This window comes from Streptomyces sp. NPDC002130, assembly GCF_040296465.1.
Taxonomy (GTDB): domain Bacteria; phylum Actinomycetota; class Actinomycetes; order Streptomycetales; family Streptomycetaceae; genus Streptomyces.
Window position 1 is genome coordinate 1 of record NZ_JBEOXI010000217.1, and the last position, 13,913, is coordinate 13,913.

At 73.3% G+C, this 13,913-nt stretch carries 14 protein-coding genes and 1 pseudogene; 8 read left to right on the forward strand and 7 right to left on the reverse strand.

All coding sequences use genetic code 11. From position 1 onward, the window contains the following. Positions 1 to 525 (reverse strand): aldehyde dehydrogenase family protein (locus tag ABT116_RS31455; protein WP_351640776.1); only part of this gene is annotated, 525 nt, incomplete at its 3' end. 114 nt (positions 526 to 639) lie between these two features. Here ABT116_RS31455 and ABT116_RS31460 point away from each other — a divergent pair. The 4 genes from ABT116_RS31460 (at position 640) to ABT116_RS31475 (ending at position 3,223) form a co-directional block, all read left to right on the forward strand. Continuing rightward, positions 640 to 1,077 carry a MarR family winged helix-turn-helix transcriptional regulator gene (locus ABT116_RS31460; RefSeq protein WP_351640779.1) on the forward strand — a complete coding sequence of 146 codons (438 nt, stop codon included), beginning with the start codon at positions 640 to 642 and terminating at the stop codon, positions 1,075 to 1,077. 227 nt (positions 1,078 to 1,304) lie between these two features. Next, a complete protein-coding gene (locus ABT116_RS31465; RefSeq protein WP_351640780.1) occupies positions 1,305 to 1,682 on the forward strand; it encodes an anti-sigma factor antagonist in 378 nt (125 codons plus the stop codon). Positions 1,683 to 1,786: 104 nt separating this feature from the next. Further along, entirely contained in the window at positions 1,787 to 2,449 is a 663-nt protein-coding gene (locus ABT116_RS31470; RefSeq protein WP_351640783.1) for a DUF4230 domain-containing protein, read from the forward strand. A gap of 228 nt (positions 2,450 to 2,677) precedes the next feature. Continuing rightward, positions 2,678 to 3,223, forward strand: a complete 546-nt coding sequence (locus tag ABT116_RS31475) for a VanZ family protein (protein WP_351640786.1) — start codon at positions 2,678 to 2,680, stop codon at positions 3,221 to 3,223. A 21-nt stretch (positions 3,224 to 3,244) separates the two neighbouring features. Here ABT116_RS31475 and ABT116_RS31480 read toward each other — a convergent pair whose 3' ends face one another. Next, positions 3,245 to 3,481 (reverse strand): hypothetical protein, encoded by a 237-nt coding sequence (locus tag ABT116_RS31480; protein ID WP_104784418.1) that lies wholly within the window; start codon positions 3,479 to 3,481, stop codon positions 3,245 to 3,247. A gap of 66 nt (positions 3,482 to 3,547) precedes the next feature. Beyond that, on the reverse strand, positions 3,548 to 4,357 hold the full coding sequence (locus ABT116_RS31485; RefSeq protein WP_351640789.1) for an SDR family oxidoreductase: 810 nt from the start codon (positions 4,355 to 4,357) through the stop codon (positions 3,548 to 3,550). Positions 4,358 to 4,478: 121 nt separating this feature from the next. Between ABT116_RS31485 and ABT116_RS31490 the strand changes: the two genes are divergently transcribed. The 4 genes from ABT116_RS31490 to ABT116_RS31505 all read left to right on the forward strand — a co-directional run bounded on the left by ABT116_RS31490 (position 4,479) and on the right by ABT116_RS31505 (position 8,780). Next, a complete protein-coding gene (locus ABT116_RS31490; protein WP_351640801.1) occupies positions 4,479 to 5,519 on the forward strand; it encodes a PHP domain-containing protein in 1,041 nt (346 codons plus the stop codon). 39 nt (positions 5,520 to 5,558) lie between these two features. Further along, positions 5,559 to 6,224 (forward strand): HAD family hydrolase, encoded by a 666-nt coding sequence (locus tag ABT116_RS31495; protein ID WP_351640791.1) that lies wholly within the window; start codon positions 5,559 to 5,561, stop codon positions 6,222 to 6,224. A gap of 205 nt (positions 6,225 to 6,429) precedes the next feature. Next, a complete protein-coding gene (locus ABT116_RS31500) occupies positions 6,430 to 7,572 on the forward strand; it encodes an FUSC family protein (protein ID WP_502983967.1) in 1,143 nt (380 codons plus the stop codon). Between the two features lie 179 nt (positions 7,573 to 7,751). Beyond that, positions 7,752 to 8,780 carry an SDR family oxidoreductase gene (locus tag ABT116_RS31505; RefSeq protein ID WP_351640794.1) on the forward strand — a complete coding sequence of 343 codons (1,029 nt, stop codon included), beginning with the start codon at positions 7,752 to 7,754 and terminating at the stop codon, positions 8,778 to 8,780. Between the two features lie 176 nt (positions 8,781 to 8,956). Here ABT116_RS31505 and ABT116_RS31510 read toward each other — a convergent pair whose 3' ends face one another. From ABT116_RS31510 to ABT116_RS31525, 4 genes and pseudogenes are all read right to left on the reverse strand, one after another. Further along, complete coding sequence (locus ABT116_RS31510; RefSeq protein ID WP_351640796.1) at positions 8,957 to 9,238, reverse strand: hypothetical protein; 282 nt, start codon at positions 9,236 to 9,238, stop codon at positions 8,957 to 8,959. 61 nt (positions 9,239 to 9,299) lie between these two features. Then, complete coding sequence (locus tag ABT116_RS31515) at positions 9,300 to 10,589, reverse strand: ROK family transcriptional regulator (RefSeq protein WP_351640797.1); 1,290 nt, start codon at positions 10,587 to 10,589, stop codon at positions 9,300 to 9,302. Between the two features lie 116 nt (positions 10,590 to 10,705). Continuing rightward, positions 10,706 to 11,668: a phosphotransferase family protein gene (locus ABT116_RS31520; protein ID WP_351640799.1), complete on the reverse strand. Its 963-nt coding sequence runs from the start codon at positions 11,666 to 11,668 to the stop codon at positions 10,706 to 10,708. 30 nt (positions 11,669 to 11,698) lie between these two features. After that, positions 11,699 to 13,822: pseudogene (locus ABT116_RS31525) on the reverse strand (cytochrome P450); the annotation flags it as partial. Positions 13,823 to 13,913 lie beyond the last annotated feature (91 nt).

Sequence of the window (13,913 nt, forward strand, 5' to 3'; positions counted from 1 at the left end):
GTTGCCGGCGGCCAGCGCCGGGGCGAGCTTCGAACCGGCCAGGATCAGGGGGAAGTTGAACGGGGTGATCGCGGCGACCACGCCGAGGGGCTCGCGCTTGGTGTAGGCGAGTGCGTTCATGGGGAGGTCGCGCAGGGCGCCGTCCTGGCTCTGGGCGAGGTGGGCGTAGTACTCGTAGTCGTTGGCCGCGTTGGTGACGTCGACCGCGCCGCACAGCGTGATCGGCTTGCCGACGTCCAGGCTCTCCAGCGCCGCGAGCTCGTCGGCGTTCTCCCGGATCAGCTGCGCGACGCGCTGCAGCACCCGGCCCCGCTCGCGGCCGCTCAGGCCGGACCACGCGCCGTCGTCGAAGGCTTCGCGGGCGGCGCGTACGGCCGCGTCGACGTCGGCGGGGCCCGCCTCGGCGACGGTGGTGACGACCGTGCCCCGGGACGGGTCGATCACCTCGGTGCGCGCCCCGTCGGCGGCCTCGCGCCATCGGCCCCCGATGAACAGTTGCCCGGGTGTGCTCTCGAAGGTGGTCATCGCCACTCCTCAGCATCGTCGCCACGTCTTACCAAGTTTCAACAAACAGGTTTCCTGTCTGTGCTCGCAGTCTCATGAGAGACAGGAATCCTGTCAATGCTCTAGCCTGCCTTCATGCTGGACGCACAGGTGACCAAGGCGCCCCCTTCCCTGCTCTACATGGTCAAGCAGGTGGAGCTCGTCGTGCGCTCCCGCCTGGACGAGCTGGTCAGACCCTCCGGGATCACCGCTCTCCAGTACACCGCACTGACCGTGCTGGAGCGGCACGACGGACTGTCCGCGGCCCAGCTGGCGCGTGACTCCTTCGTCACCGCCCAGTCCATCGCGGACCTGGTCCGATCCCTGGAGGGGCGCGGGCTGGTACGCCGGGAGCGCAACCCCCGCAACCGCCGGGAGCTGCTGATCCTGCTCACCGATTCCGGCCGAGAGCTGCTCGCCCGGCACGCCGGACCCGTCCGGGAGCTGGAGGAGCGGATGGTGCGCGAGCTCACCGCGCATCAGACCGAGCAGTTCCGCCAAGCGCTGACCCGAGCCTGGCACGCCCTGTCGTAGCCCCGCCGGGCCTTCTTGACGCGCCCCGGAATCACACCCGCGCGCGCCCCGGCGCGAACCTCGGCACGAACCCGGCGCGAACCTCGGCCAACTCGGAGGGAATTCAAAGACATATGTCAATCGAACATGCTCAAATTCACTCGTTGGAGGGTAACTTGCAGGGCGGGGAACGGTGTTGAGGCCGTAGCCCCTCCCCACGCACGGAGCAGGCTGGAGGCGATCTCGTCGTGCGGCAGGAACCTGCACCGCTCACCCGGCATCTGCGCGTGCGCCGCGAACGGGGGCACACGGTGCTGGAGTTCCGCGGCGAGATCGATCTCGCCGCGGCCTCGGAGATCGCACCGCACCTGGACCGGGAGACGGACCGCCCGGCCGCCAGGGTCGTCATCGACCTCAGCGGGATCGACTTCTTCGACTGTTCCGGACTGCGGCTGCTGTACCGCGCCCGCAGCCGGGTGCTCGAGCGGCGCGGCCAGGTGCTCCTCGTCTGCGCGCATCCGCTGACGCTGCGCGTCCTGCGGATCACCGGCATGTCCCGGCTGCTGCCTCCGCAGCCGACGCTGGACGCGGCGCTGGAGCAGCCGGAGGCGACGTCCCGCCCGTGACGGGTATGCGCCCCGCGTGCTTCCGCCGGGGTCGCCCCTCCTGAACTCGGCGGTCTGGCAGGGGGCGTGGCGGGCATCCGGTCAGTAGGAAGGAGGGCCGTCGCATGACGACTCCCGTCAAGCGCCTCCCCGGGCGCATGCCCGGCTGGGCGAAGGTGATGACCGCGCTCGTGCTGCTGCTCGTCGTGTTCTTCGCCGGGCTCCGGCTGAGCGTGATCCCGGGCCTGAAGGACCTGTTCGGCACCGAGACCCAGGACCGGTCCGGCCCCGCGCTGCTGAAGTCCATCCAGGACATCAGCCGCTACGACGCCGCCTCCGGCAACTTCCAGGTCGTCGTGGACCTGGAGAAGGACGCCAAGCTCCTGCCCGACGCGATCCGCGGCACCCGCACCCTGTACGTCGGCGCGGGCACCGTCGACGCCTACGTCGACCTGGGCAAGGTCGGCGAGAACGACGTGCAGGTCAACGGCGACCGCACGTCCGCCACGCTCCGGCTGCCCCACGCGCAACTGGGCAAGCCCGCCCTCGACCCCGAGCGCTCCTACGCGGTCTCCAAGCAACGCGGTCTCTTCGACCGCCTCGGCGACCTCTTCTCGGACAACCCCAACGGAGAGCAGGCCGTGCAGAAGCTCGCGGTGCGGCACATCGGCGACGCGGCGAAGGAGAGCGAGCTGACCGCACGCGCCGAGTCGAACACCACCGGCATGCTCGAAGGCCTGCTGCGCTCCCTCGGCTTCAAGGAGGTGCGCGTCTCGTACGGGAGCTGACCGGCCACCGGGGCGCCGGGGCAGGGCCGGTGCGCCCGGCGGCGTCGCGCTCATCGGGAGCCACGCCATGGGGAGTGCCCGTGCGCAACGCGGGGCAACCGAGGGTGGGAACGGTCCCGGGTGACACCGCCCGGGACCGTGGCCCGGAACGAGCCCCCACGGCATCGTCGGGGCGCCCGGGGGTAACCGCCTTGTCACGCAGGGAGATTGAAGAGTGGAGGACCCCTCATGGCCAGTGCTGCCTCACGTCCCCGGACCACCGGGCCCGGGAGCGAGCGACGCCCGCTCCCGTGGCCCGTCCGGCTTCTGGCGATGCTGTGCGCGTTCACGTTCATGGTCGCCTTCGCCGTGGTGCTGGCCCGGCTGACGCTGCAGCCCTCGCCCGCCTCGGAGGCGCTGACCCACAGCAATCTGCAACCGGGCAGCTCCCTGAAGGCCTATCTCGACCAGCCCGAACTGCGGGACGCGTTCAAGCAGATCGGCGGCAACATCCTGCTCGGCATTCCCTTCGGAGTCCTGGTGCCCGTGGTCGCCCCCCGCACCCGCGGTGTCCTGCGCGTGCTGTTCCTCACCGCGATCGTGATGCTCATGGTGGAGTTCGCCCAGGGGGCCCTCGTCACCGGCCGCGCCTTCGACATCGACGATGTCATCCTCAACACGACGGGCGCGCTCATCGGTTACCTGCTCCTGGGGCGCCGCCTCAGCAGGGCCGTCCACGCACGCAGGCCCCGCCCGGCCCGGGCGGAGCAGAAGCCGTCGGCCGGCAAGGTCTAGCGGCACGCGCCGCGTGCGGCACTAATGCACGGTCCAGGTGAACTTGTCTCCGCCCACCCAGCGGACCACGTCCGGATCGTCCATGTCGTGCACGGGGATGCCGAACGCGGCCGCCGCCGCCAGCACGTCGGTGACGGCCCGGGCCTCCCCGACCACCTGCCCGTCGATCTGCACGATCCGGAACGGCGGTGTGCCGGGCTGTACCCCGAGCACCAGGATCCGCGGGTGCGATATGTACGGGCTCGCGCTTTCGGTCATGCATCGAGCCTAGAACGCAACCGGCGCCGGCGCGGGTCCAGGGCGCCGGCCGGACCGACCGGCCGCTCAGGGGCGGCGCCAGTCGTGGCCGGTCAGGTGGGACCCGGCCTGCGGGCCCATCCGCAGCATGCCGCCGTCGACGCTCCAGGACGCGCCGGTGACGTACGAGGCGTCCGGACCGGCGAGGAAGGCGATGACCGCGGCGACCTCCCGGGCGTCACCGGGCCGGCCGAGCGGGATGCCCGGGCGGCTCTCGGTGTGCGGGTCGGTGTCCTCCTGGCCGGTCATGGGCGTGGAGATCTCGCCCGGGGCCACGGCGTTGACGGTGATGCGGTGCTCGGCCAGTTCGAGTGCCATGACCTGGGTGAGCAGCCCGAGACCGCCCTTGGCCGCGCAGTAGGGGGCGGCGCCCACCCGCGGCTGGTGCTCGTGGACGGACGTGACGTTGATGATCCGGCCGCCCTCGCCGTGCCCGATCATGTGCCGGGCCGCCTTCTGCCCGCACAGGAAGGGCCCCACGAGATCCACGTCGAGGACCTCGCGCACGTCGGACAGTTCCAGGTCCAGGAAGGGCGTCATGGTGCCGGTGCCGGCGTTGTTGACCAGTACGTCGATGCGGCCCAGCCGCTCGCACAGCTCGTCGACGGTGTCGGCGGCTTCGGGCAGCCGGGTGAGGTCCATCCGGGCGACCTCGGCCCGCTGCCCGTGCGCACGCACCTCGTCGGCCGTCTCCTGCGCCCCCTTGCGGTCGGTGTGATACGTGATGCCGACGTCCATGCCCGCCTGCGCCAGGTGGACCGCGGTGGCGCGGCCGATGCCGGAGTCGGCGCCGGTGATCACGGCGACTTTGCTGGTGGGCGCGGTGGGACCGGACATGGCGGGTCTCCTCGTCGAGGGGTGGGGGCGAGGCATCGCAGTACCCGGCGGGATACCGGGCAAACCGGCCGCCGTCGTGCGGCCCGCCGGGCACTGGGCAACCCTTGAGGTGGAGGTGGCGATGGATCCCGTCGAGGCACTGGACCGGATCGCCTTCCTGCTGGAGCGGTCCCTGGCACCGACCTACCGCGTGCGCGCCTTCCGTACGGCGGCCCGCGTACTGAAGGACCTGGGCGGGGACGAGGTGCGCCGGCGGACGGCGGACGGCTCGCTGGAGAAGCTCAAGGGCGTCGGCCCGAAGACCGCCCAGGTGGTGCGGGAGGCGCTGGCCGGCGAGGTCCCCGGCTATCTGGACAAGCTGGAGCGCGAGGCGGAGGAACAGCCTGCCGTGCGGGGCGGGGAGAAGCTGCGGGCGCTGCTGCGCGGGGACTGCCATCTGCACTCCGACTGGTCGGACGGCGGCAGTCCGATCGAGGAGATGGGCCGGGCCGCCGCGGACCTGGGCCATGAGTGGGCGGCGCTGACCGATCACTCGCCGCGGCTGACGGTGGCTCGCGGGCTGTCGCCCGAGCGGCTGCGGGAGCAGCTGGACGTGGTGGCGGAGCTGAACGAGACCTGGGCACCGTTCCGGCTGCTGACCGGCATCGAGTGCGACATCCTCGAGGACGGCTCGCTCGACCAGGAGCCGGAGCTGCTGGACCGGCTCGATGTGGTGGTGGTGTCGGTGCACTCCAAGCTGCGCATGGACGCCCGGTCGATGACCCGGCGGATGGTGGCCGCCGTACGCGATCCGCACGCGGACGTGCTCGGACACTGCACGGGGCGGCTGGTGACCGGGCGGGGGCGGCCGGAGTCGGAGTTCGACGCGGACGAGGTGTTCGCGGCGCTCGCGGAGACGGGCACGGCCCTGGAGATCAACAGCAGGCCGGAGCGGCTGGACCCGCCGCGGCGGCTGCTGCGCCGGGCCGTGGACGCGGGGGTGCTGTTCTCCATCGACACCGACGCGCACGCGCCGGGGCAGCTGGACTGGCAGATCAACGGGTGCGCACGGGCGGAGGAGTGCGGGGTGCCGCCCGAGCGGGTGGTGACCACGTGGTCCCTCGACGAACTGCTGGCCTGGACCCGTGAGCGGCGGGTGCCGTCCGGCGTGGCGGGCGGCTGACGTGGTACCCGCTCGGCCGGAGAGAAAGGGACTGCACGTATGGGACGCGCGCAACGGGCGGCTGTGTTCGACGTCGACGGCACGCTGGTCGACACCAACCATCTGCATGTCGTGACCTGGTGGGAGGCGTTCCGGCAGGCGGGCCACCAAGTGCCGATGCACGCCATCCACCGGGCCGTGGGCCTGCCGTCGACGGACCTGGTCGCCCATCTACTGGGCGACGACCGGGACCCGGACCAGGACGCCGACATCAGTGCCGGTCACAAGGCGCTGTACGGGCAGTACTTCGACCGGCTGCCCGCGCTGCCGGACGCCGGAGCGTTGCTGCGGCGGCTGCACCGGGACGGCTGGACGGTGGTGCTGGCCACTTCGGCGGGCGGCGCGGAGCTGAGCGCGCTGCGCCGGGCGATCGACGCGGACGAGGCCATCGCCGCCACCGCGAGCGCCGACGACGTCGACGAGGGCAAGCCCTCCCCCGAGCCGGTCGAGCACGCCCTGGAGCTGGCCGGGGTGCCGCCGGAGCGTGCGGTGTTCGTCGGTGACACCGTGTGGGACATGCGGGCGGGCAGCGGGGCCGGGGTGCGCTGTGTGGGTGTCCTGTGCGGCGGCATCCCGCGCGCCGACCTGGCGGAGTCCGGCGCTGACGCTGTCTACGCCGATCCCGCGCACCTGCTGTCGGCCCTCGGTGACAGCCCGCTGTCATGAAGCGACGTGAAACCGCCGGTAAGGCGGATACTCGCAGCGCATGACGCGTGTGACGAGTGTGGTACGGCGGAGGGCGGGAGCCTTGCGCGGGCGGAGGGACATGAACGAAGACACGGGGGCGGCCTCGAACGCGCAGCCCCAGGGAGCACCCACGGCTGAGGGACGGCTCGAGGCTCTGCAGCGGAGAACGCGGAGCGTGCGTCCGTTGGATGCCGTGCGGCGGGATTCACGGTCGGCCTGGGAGGCCGTGCGGTCGGCCTGGCGCGGGCCCGGGCGGGAGCGGGACCTGGTCGTCCAGTCGCTGAAGGCCGCAGGGGCGGCCGTGCTCGCCTGGCTGGTGGGCGGCGTCTGGATGGGTGACCCGCTGGCGCTGATGGCGCCCTGGGTGGCGCTGGTGCTGGTGCAGGCCACGGTCTTCAGCTCCCTGGTGCAGGGGGCGCGGCAGTTCGGGGCCATCTGCGTCGGCACGCTGGTGGCCTCCGCGGCGCAGGCGATCACCGACGACACGACCGGCGCGCTCGCCCTGTCCGTACCGGTGCTGATGCTGCTCGCGAACTGGCCCCGCTTCGGCGACCAGGGCATCTACGCGGCGACCACGGCCCTGTTCACCATCTCCTCGGGCATGGTGAGCCTGTCCGCCGTCGGGCACCGGGTGGAGCAGGCGGCGATCGGCGCTGTCATCGGCGTCGCCGTCAACGCGTTCGTCCTGCCGCCGATCCACTTGCGGGACGTACGGATGAACCTGGCGGCGCTCGCCCGGGAGTCGGGAGAGGTGCTGCACACCATCGCCGGTGATCTGCGCGAGGGCGGGTGGGACGCGCAGACCGCCGCCGGCTGGGTCAGTGCCTCGAACCGCTTGGACCACCGCCTGAAGGCACTGCGCTCGGCGCGCCGGTGGAGCCAGGAGAGCCTGCGTCTGACCTATGCCCCGCTGCGCGCCCTGCACCGGGTGCCGCACGAGGGTGTCCTGCCCGCGGTGGACGAGGACGAGCGGCTCGGCAGGGTCACCGGGCACGTCGCCACGCTGACCCGGGCGCTCGCGGTGTCCGTGGACGACAAGCGCACTCCCGCCCCGCCCGAGGGCCCGGCCCTGCGCTCGTACGCCCGTCTGCTGGAGCTGATCGGGGACGCCCTGTGCGCGGAGGCCGACAGTCTGCTCGACGGCAGTGTGACCGCCCGGCCGGGCGAGGAGACCGAGAAGGCCATGCGTGAGCTGCACGAGGAGTTGCAGGACGGACTGCGCCGGCACGCCGGGGAGGGGGCAGCCCACACCGCCGTCCTGGGCACGCTGCTGCTCCAGGCGGAGAACCTCTGGGTGGAGGCCCTCCCGGACGACGAGGGGCAGTGACACACCCCCAGGTGGTTGTCCGTTGAACGAGGCGTGGGTCCGGACAGGACCCCGAGCCGCTGGCCGCCCCGGCCGTGATTCCCCCGTCCGGCCGGGGCTTTCCTCTCCCCACGTGCAATCCGTGCCTCCCGGGTACTCGGTCACCTCTCGTGGAACCAGGCGGCCGAGAGGAGCACGAAGTGAGCAGCGGAACGGGCATGAGGGTCGTCGTCACGGGCGCCACCGGCAACGTCGGCACGAGCGTGGTGCGCCTGCTGTCGGAGGATCCGGAGGTCGCGTCGGTGCTGGGTCTGGCCCGGCGGATCCCCGACTGGTCGCCGCCGAAGACCAACTGGGCCGCCGTCGATCTGGCCTCGGAGCGGTCCGACCTGGTGGAGCGGTTCACGGACGCCGACGCGGTGGTCCATCTGGCCTGGGCGTTCCAGCCGACGCACGACCCGGCGGCGACCTGGCGCACGAACGTGCTCGGCAGCATGCGGGTCTTCGAGGCGGTGGCCGAGGCGGGCGTCCCGGTCCTGGTGCACGCGTCGTCGGTCGGCGCGTACTCGCCCGGCCCCAAGGACGAGACGGTGGACGAGTCGTGGCCGACGCACGGCTGGCCGGACGCCGCGTACTGCCGGGAGAAGGCCTACCTGGAACGGGCGCTGGACACCTTCGAGCGTGACCACCCGGGGACGCGGGTGGTGCGGATGCGGCCCGCCTTCCTCTTCCAGCGGGAGTCCGCGAGCGAGCAGCGCCGCATCTTCGGCGGCCGGTTCCTGCCCGGCCCGCTGGCCCGCCCGGAGCTGCTGCCGTTCCTGCCGGACATCCCGGGGCTGCGGGTGCAGGCGCTGCACACCGACGACGCGGCGCACGCGTACCGGCTGGCGCTGCGCTCCGACGTCCGGGGCGCCTTCAACCTGGCGGCCGACCCGCCCGTCGACGCGCGGCTGCTGGGCGAGATGTTCGACGCACGCCCGGTGCGGCTGCCGCGCGGCGCGGCCCGGTCGGCGATCGCCGCCGCCTGGGGCCTGCATCTGCTGCCCGCCTCCCCGCACCTGTTCGACGCGGTGCTGCGGCTGCCGCTCATGGACTGCGCACGGGCGCACACGGAACTCGGCTGGCGGCCGGAGCACACGGCTCCCGAGGTGCTGGAGGAGTTTCTGCTGGGCTTCCAGCAGGGGGCGGGGGCGCCGACGGAGCCGCTGCGGGGACGCAAGGTGGGCTGATCCCCGCGAGCCGTGGGCGAGCCGTTTCCGACCGGGCGAGCGGCTCTGGACCTTGCGACCCTGCGACCTGTGCACGACGGACACGCCGACCCCTGCCCGGGCGGGCGGCCCTGGACATGCCCGGGGGCCGCAGCCGACCCCCACAGCCGGCTGCGGCCCCCGGTGGGATGCCCTCCTCAGGCGGAGGGCTCGTCCGGCACCGGATGCTCGGGGTGAACCGTTCCCGAGTGCGGTGCTCCCTGCCGGCCCGTCCCCGCCTCGTCCGTGTCGGGGACGTCGCCGGTGGGCTCGTCGGTCTCGTCGTCGCTCTGCCGCTCGGCGTTCTCGCGCTCGCCGGTTCCCGTGAAGCGCGGGGCGACCTCCCACGGGTCCTCGCCGTCGTCGGCCTGCTGGTCCGGCATGTCCCGCGGGATGGGCTCACCGTTCTCGCCGGGTCCTTCGAGGCGGTGGTCGGTCACGGCGTGCTCCCTTCTGTGGTCCGGGCGCCACGCGAGTACCTCCGCGGTGATCGGCGAAACCTCAGCGCGGGATCCGCTCCTGAAGTGCCGTGCGCCAGGCCGGGAGCGGATACTCCGGTGCCGGGTCGGGGCGCCGTCCGCCGCGTGCGAAGAAGTCGGCGAGCGGCAGGATCGCGGCGCCGACGGTGACCGCGTCGGGCCCGAGCCGGCCGAGGTCGACGGTCACCTTCCCGGCCGGGTGCCGCAGCGCGTACGACATGGCGTGACGGCGTACCGCGGGCAGGAAGCGCGAGCCGAGCGCCAGGCCTGCCCAGCCGCCGATGAGGATGCGCTCGGGCTGGAAGAGGTTGATCAGGTCGGACAGGCCCGCCCCGAGGTATTCGGCGGTCTCCTCCAGGACGGCCAGCGCGACGGGGTCGGGCGCACCGCCCTCGGGCGGGTGGGCCGCGGCGAGCATCGCCGTGAGGGCGGTCTCCTCGTCGGCGCCGTCCGGGACCCGGCCGCCCGACTCCCGCCAGCGGGCCAGCAGCGACTCGGCGCCCGCGTACGCCTCCAGGCAGCCGAGCGCCCCGCACCGGCAGCGGCGGCCCCGGACCCGTACGGTCAGGTGCCCCCACTCGACCGCGCGGCCCTGGTCCACGTCCGGGGTGACGAGACTGGCGCCGACGCCGGAACCGAACAGCACCACGACGGCGTTGTGGGCGCCGCGTCCGGCGCCGAACCACATCTCGGCCTGGCCCAGCGTCTTGGCGCCGTTGTCGATGAAGTACGGGACGGTGTCCGGCGGTGGGGAACCGGCGCGGAGCAGGGCCTCCAGCGGGACGGCGTCCCAGCCGATGGTCTGGCCGTGGACGAGCGCGCCGCGGTCCGCGGTGCGCTCGACGATGCCGGGGACGCCGATGCCGACGCCGAGGAGCCGTTCGGGCGCGAGACCGGCGGTGTCCAGCACCTCGGTGATGCCCTGGCGGATGTGGCCGACGATGGCCTCCACCTCGTAGCGCTGCGGCGTGAGCGGGTGCTCGGCGCGGGCGAGTTCGGTGAGGGTGAGATCGAAGAGTTCGACCCGGACCCGCGTCTCGCCGACGTCTACCCCGATCATGTGGCCGCTGCCGGGTGCGACGCGCAGCAGGGTGCGGGGGCGGCCGCCGTCGGAGTCGACGCTGCCGGCCTCCTCGACCAGCCCGTCGGCGACCAGGTCGGCGACGACGTTGCTGACGGAACCGGAGCTGAGGCCGGTCGCCGGGCCGAGTTCGAAGCGGCTGAGCGGGCCGTCGAAGTAGAGCCTCTGCAGCACGGCCGTACGGTTGGCCCGCCTGAGATCTCGTACCGTGCGCCCGTTCCGCGCAGCCATGTGGCTCCTTTCGCGTCCCCTGTCCGACCTGCAAGATACCGTCGGGGCCGGGCCGGGCGCGACATTCCTCCACCCCTTATTTCATGATGTGAGCTAACCGGAGTCCGGGCTGCGGCTCAGGAAGTCGCCTCGATCTCGTCCAGAGCCGCGACGAGTTCGGGGGCGACCGTCTCCTGCACCCAGTGCCGCTGCTGCTCGCCGGCCTCGCGGGGAATCGTCTCGGTGAGCATGATCAGGTACAGGTACGCCCGGTACAGGGCCAGTCGCAGCCGGGCGGGGGCGTCGAAGCGGGCCCGGCCGCCGGCCTCCCGGTAGCCGGCCAGGAAGTCCTCGTCCTTCCTGATGTCCCCGAGCAGCGCCAGGGAGACGAAGTCGGCCAGGGGGTCGCCCCAGAACATGCGCTCCCCGTCGATGAGGCCGCCGATGCGGGCCCGGCCGTCCGCACGGTCGACGAGGATGTTGCCCCGCCACAGGTCGAAGTGGACGAGACACGGGTCGGTGACCTCGTCGAGGGCGCCGTACGCGGACGCGGCAGTACGGACCACGGCGTCGACGGGGCGGGGCAGCGGGGCCCCGTAGCGCCGGGCGTCGTCGAGGACGGCGTCGAACATCGCCGTGAACGCCGTCCGCCAGTCGGGGGCGAGCGGGCCGAGGGCGCCGGAGGGGTAGCCGTGACCGGGTCCGGTCACACCGTGCAGGCGGGCCACCTGGCGTCCCAGTTCCGTACGCAGGGCGGTCTGTTCGGGGTCGGTGAGCGTGCCGTCCCACGGGTCGCCCGGCAGGGCCGTCATGAGCAGGAAGTCGTCCCCCGCCGACACCGTCCGCGGCGCGGGGACCCCGACGCGGGCGGCCGAGCGGTAGAACTCGGCCTCCGAGACGAGCAGCCGCTTCTCGTGCCGCAGACCGGGGACGGCGGCGGCGGGCGGGATCTTCAGCACGTAGCGGCTGCCGTCGGTGAGGCGGAGCTCCTCGACGGTGTTGTAGGTGCCGCCGGTCAGGGGGGCGAGGTGGGCGAGGCGGCCGGGATCCAGGCCCGCCACCTCCAGGATGTGCCGGGCCCGTTCCCAGGAGTCCACCACCGTGTGCCCACCCCTCCCCTGCCGCATCGGTCAGCCGGCCGCGTACACGTCCTCGATGTAACGTCCGTCCGCGATCAGTGCGTCCAGCCACTGCTCGGCGGCCGACTCGTCGGCGCCCGGCGTGTGCTTCCTGAACAGGGTACGGAACGCCTCCCGCACCCCGGGCGCCATCCGGGAACCGTCACCGCAGACGTACACCCGCGCTCCGGAGTCCAGCAGGCCCCAGACCTCCTCGGCCTCGGCGGCGATCCGGTGCTGCACGAACCGCACCTCGCCCGCGGGCGTCTCGCTGAAGGCGGGGCGCAGGGACACGGCGCCGGCACTCTCGGCGGCGCGCAGTTCCTCGGCGTGCAGGAAGTCCGCGTCCGGGGCGTCACAGCCGAAGTAGCAGAGCGCAGGGGCGAGTTCGGTGCCGGTCGTGAGGGCGGCCGTACGGTCGGCGATGGTGCCGCGGAACGGGGCGAGGCCGGTGCCCGCCGCGACCATGACGACCGGTGCCGGGTCGCCGGTGACGTCGATCCGGAAGGCCTCCCGGCACGGCTGCACGCGCGCGTACACCGTGTCGCCGGGCTCGAGGGCGGTGAGGTGGCCGGAGCCGGTGCCCCGGTAGACGCCCCTGCCGGAGCGGGCGGGTGCCTCCAGCAGCGACACCATCAGGTCCGCGTGTCCGGGGTCGACGGCGGGCGAGGAGGAGATGGAGTAGTGGCGCGGCCGCAGCGGGGTGAGGAGGTCGAGGAGCTGGGGCCAGTCCAGGGCGCCGCGCAGGGCCGGGTGGTCCTCCAGGATCTCCACGAGGGTGCGCGGGTCGTCGGTGAGGGCGGCCAGGGCCATGCGCTCCGGCGGGCACGGGTTGGCGGCGGCGAGCGCGGACAGCTGCCCGGCGGTCGGGCGCTCCTGCAACTCCACGTGATGGGTGAGCAGCTGTCGTACCGTCACGGGCCGGTCCACGGCGATGCCGTCGCGGCGCGGGCGGGTGGCGCGGATGTCCAGGACCGTGTCGAGGTCGGCGCCGAGCGCGGTGGCGGCGCGGGTGACGAGGTCCGGGGCGTTGGCGGGCAGCACGGTGAGGTGGTCGGCCGTGCGGTAGGTGACGCCGTCCGGCAGGGCGACACGCAGGAACCGCTTGCGCCGGGCGTAGCCGGGGGCGGTGAGGTCGCGCGCCTCGGTGACGCGCATGGGGACGAGACCGTGCCGTTCGGCGAGGGCGTCCAGCGGTCCGCCGGTCTGGGTGCGGACCTCGTAGGCGCTCTGGGGCTCGGGGTCCGGGGTCGTGGCGTCCGGGTCGCCGTAGCGCTCGAGCAGGGCGGTGCGCAGGGACGCGGTGAAGGCGCGGACGGTGCCGGTGAGGTCGCCGGAGGCGTCGGCGGCGGCGCGCTCCAGCAGCCGGGCGGCGCCGGACTCGGCGAGCCGCTCGTCGATGCGAGTGGGGACGTGCTGGTAGGTGGCGGCCCAGTTGCGGTCGCCGACGCCGAGGACGGCGTACGTCACGCCCGACAGGTCGTGGGTCTCCTCCAGCCGGGCGGCGAAGGCGGTGGCGTCGTCGGTGGGGCGGCCGTTGTAGGAGGCGGCGGTGATGACGACGGGCCGGTCGGTGGGCAGGCCGCCCGCGCAGGCATCGAGGGGTGCCACCTCGGTCTCACAGCCGATGGCGGCGGCCTCGTCGGCGAGCCGGGCCGCGAAGTCACGGCAGGTGCCGTAGTTGCTGCCGTGCAGGAAGAGGGCGGCGGTGCCGGGGCGGACACGGGCGGGCAGGTCCTGCGGCTCGGCCGAGGCGGTGTCCTGGGCCGGCGCGGCTCCCGGCAGCGGGCTGTGGACGCGGTCGGCGGAGGTGCGCGGCGTCAGGGCGAGGGTGAAGCCCTCGGGCTTGAGGGTGAGGGTCTCCTTGACGTCGAGCCGGTAGTCGGCGTGGTCGCCCATCCGGTAGCGGTGGACGAGCATGGCCAGCAGCATGGTCGCCTCGTGCAGCGCGAACTGCCGTCCGATGCAGGCGCGCTCGCCGGTGCCGAACGGCTTGAAGGCGTGCACCGGCCGTTCGGCCTCCGCCTCGGCCGTGAAGCGGGCGGGGTCGAACAGCTCGGGGTTGTCGCCCCACACGGGCTGCCGGTGCAGCATCGGCGTGAGGACCAGGACTCCCTGCCCGGCGCGCAGCGGGATGCCCAGGTGGGCTTCTGGCAGCTGCGCGGGGCCTGGCAGTGGCTGGCGACGGCGATGATCCTGCTGGGCTGGATCCTGGCGACGACGGTGG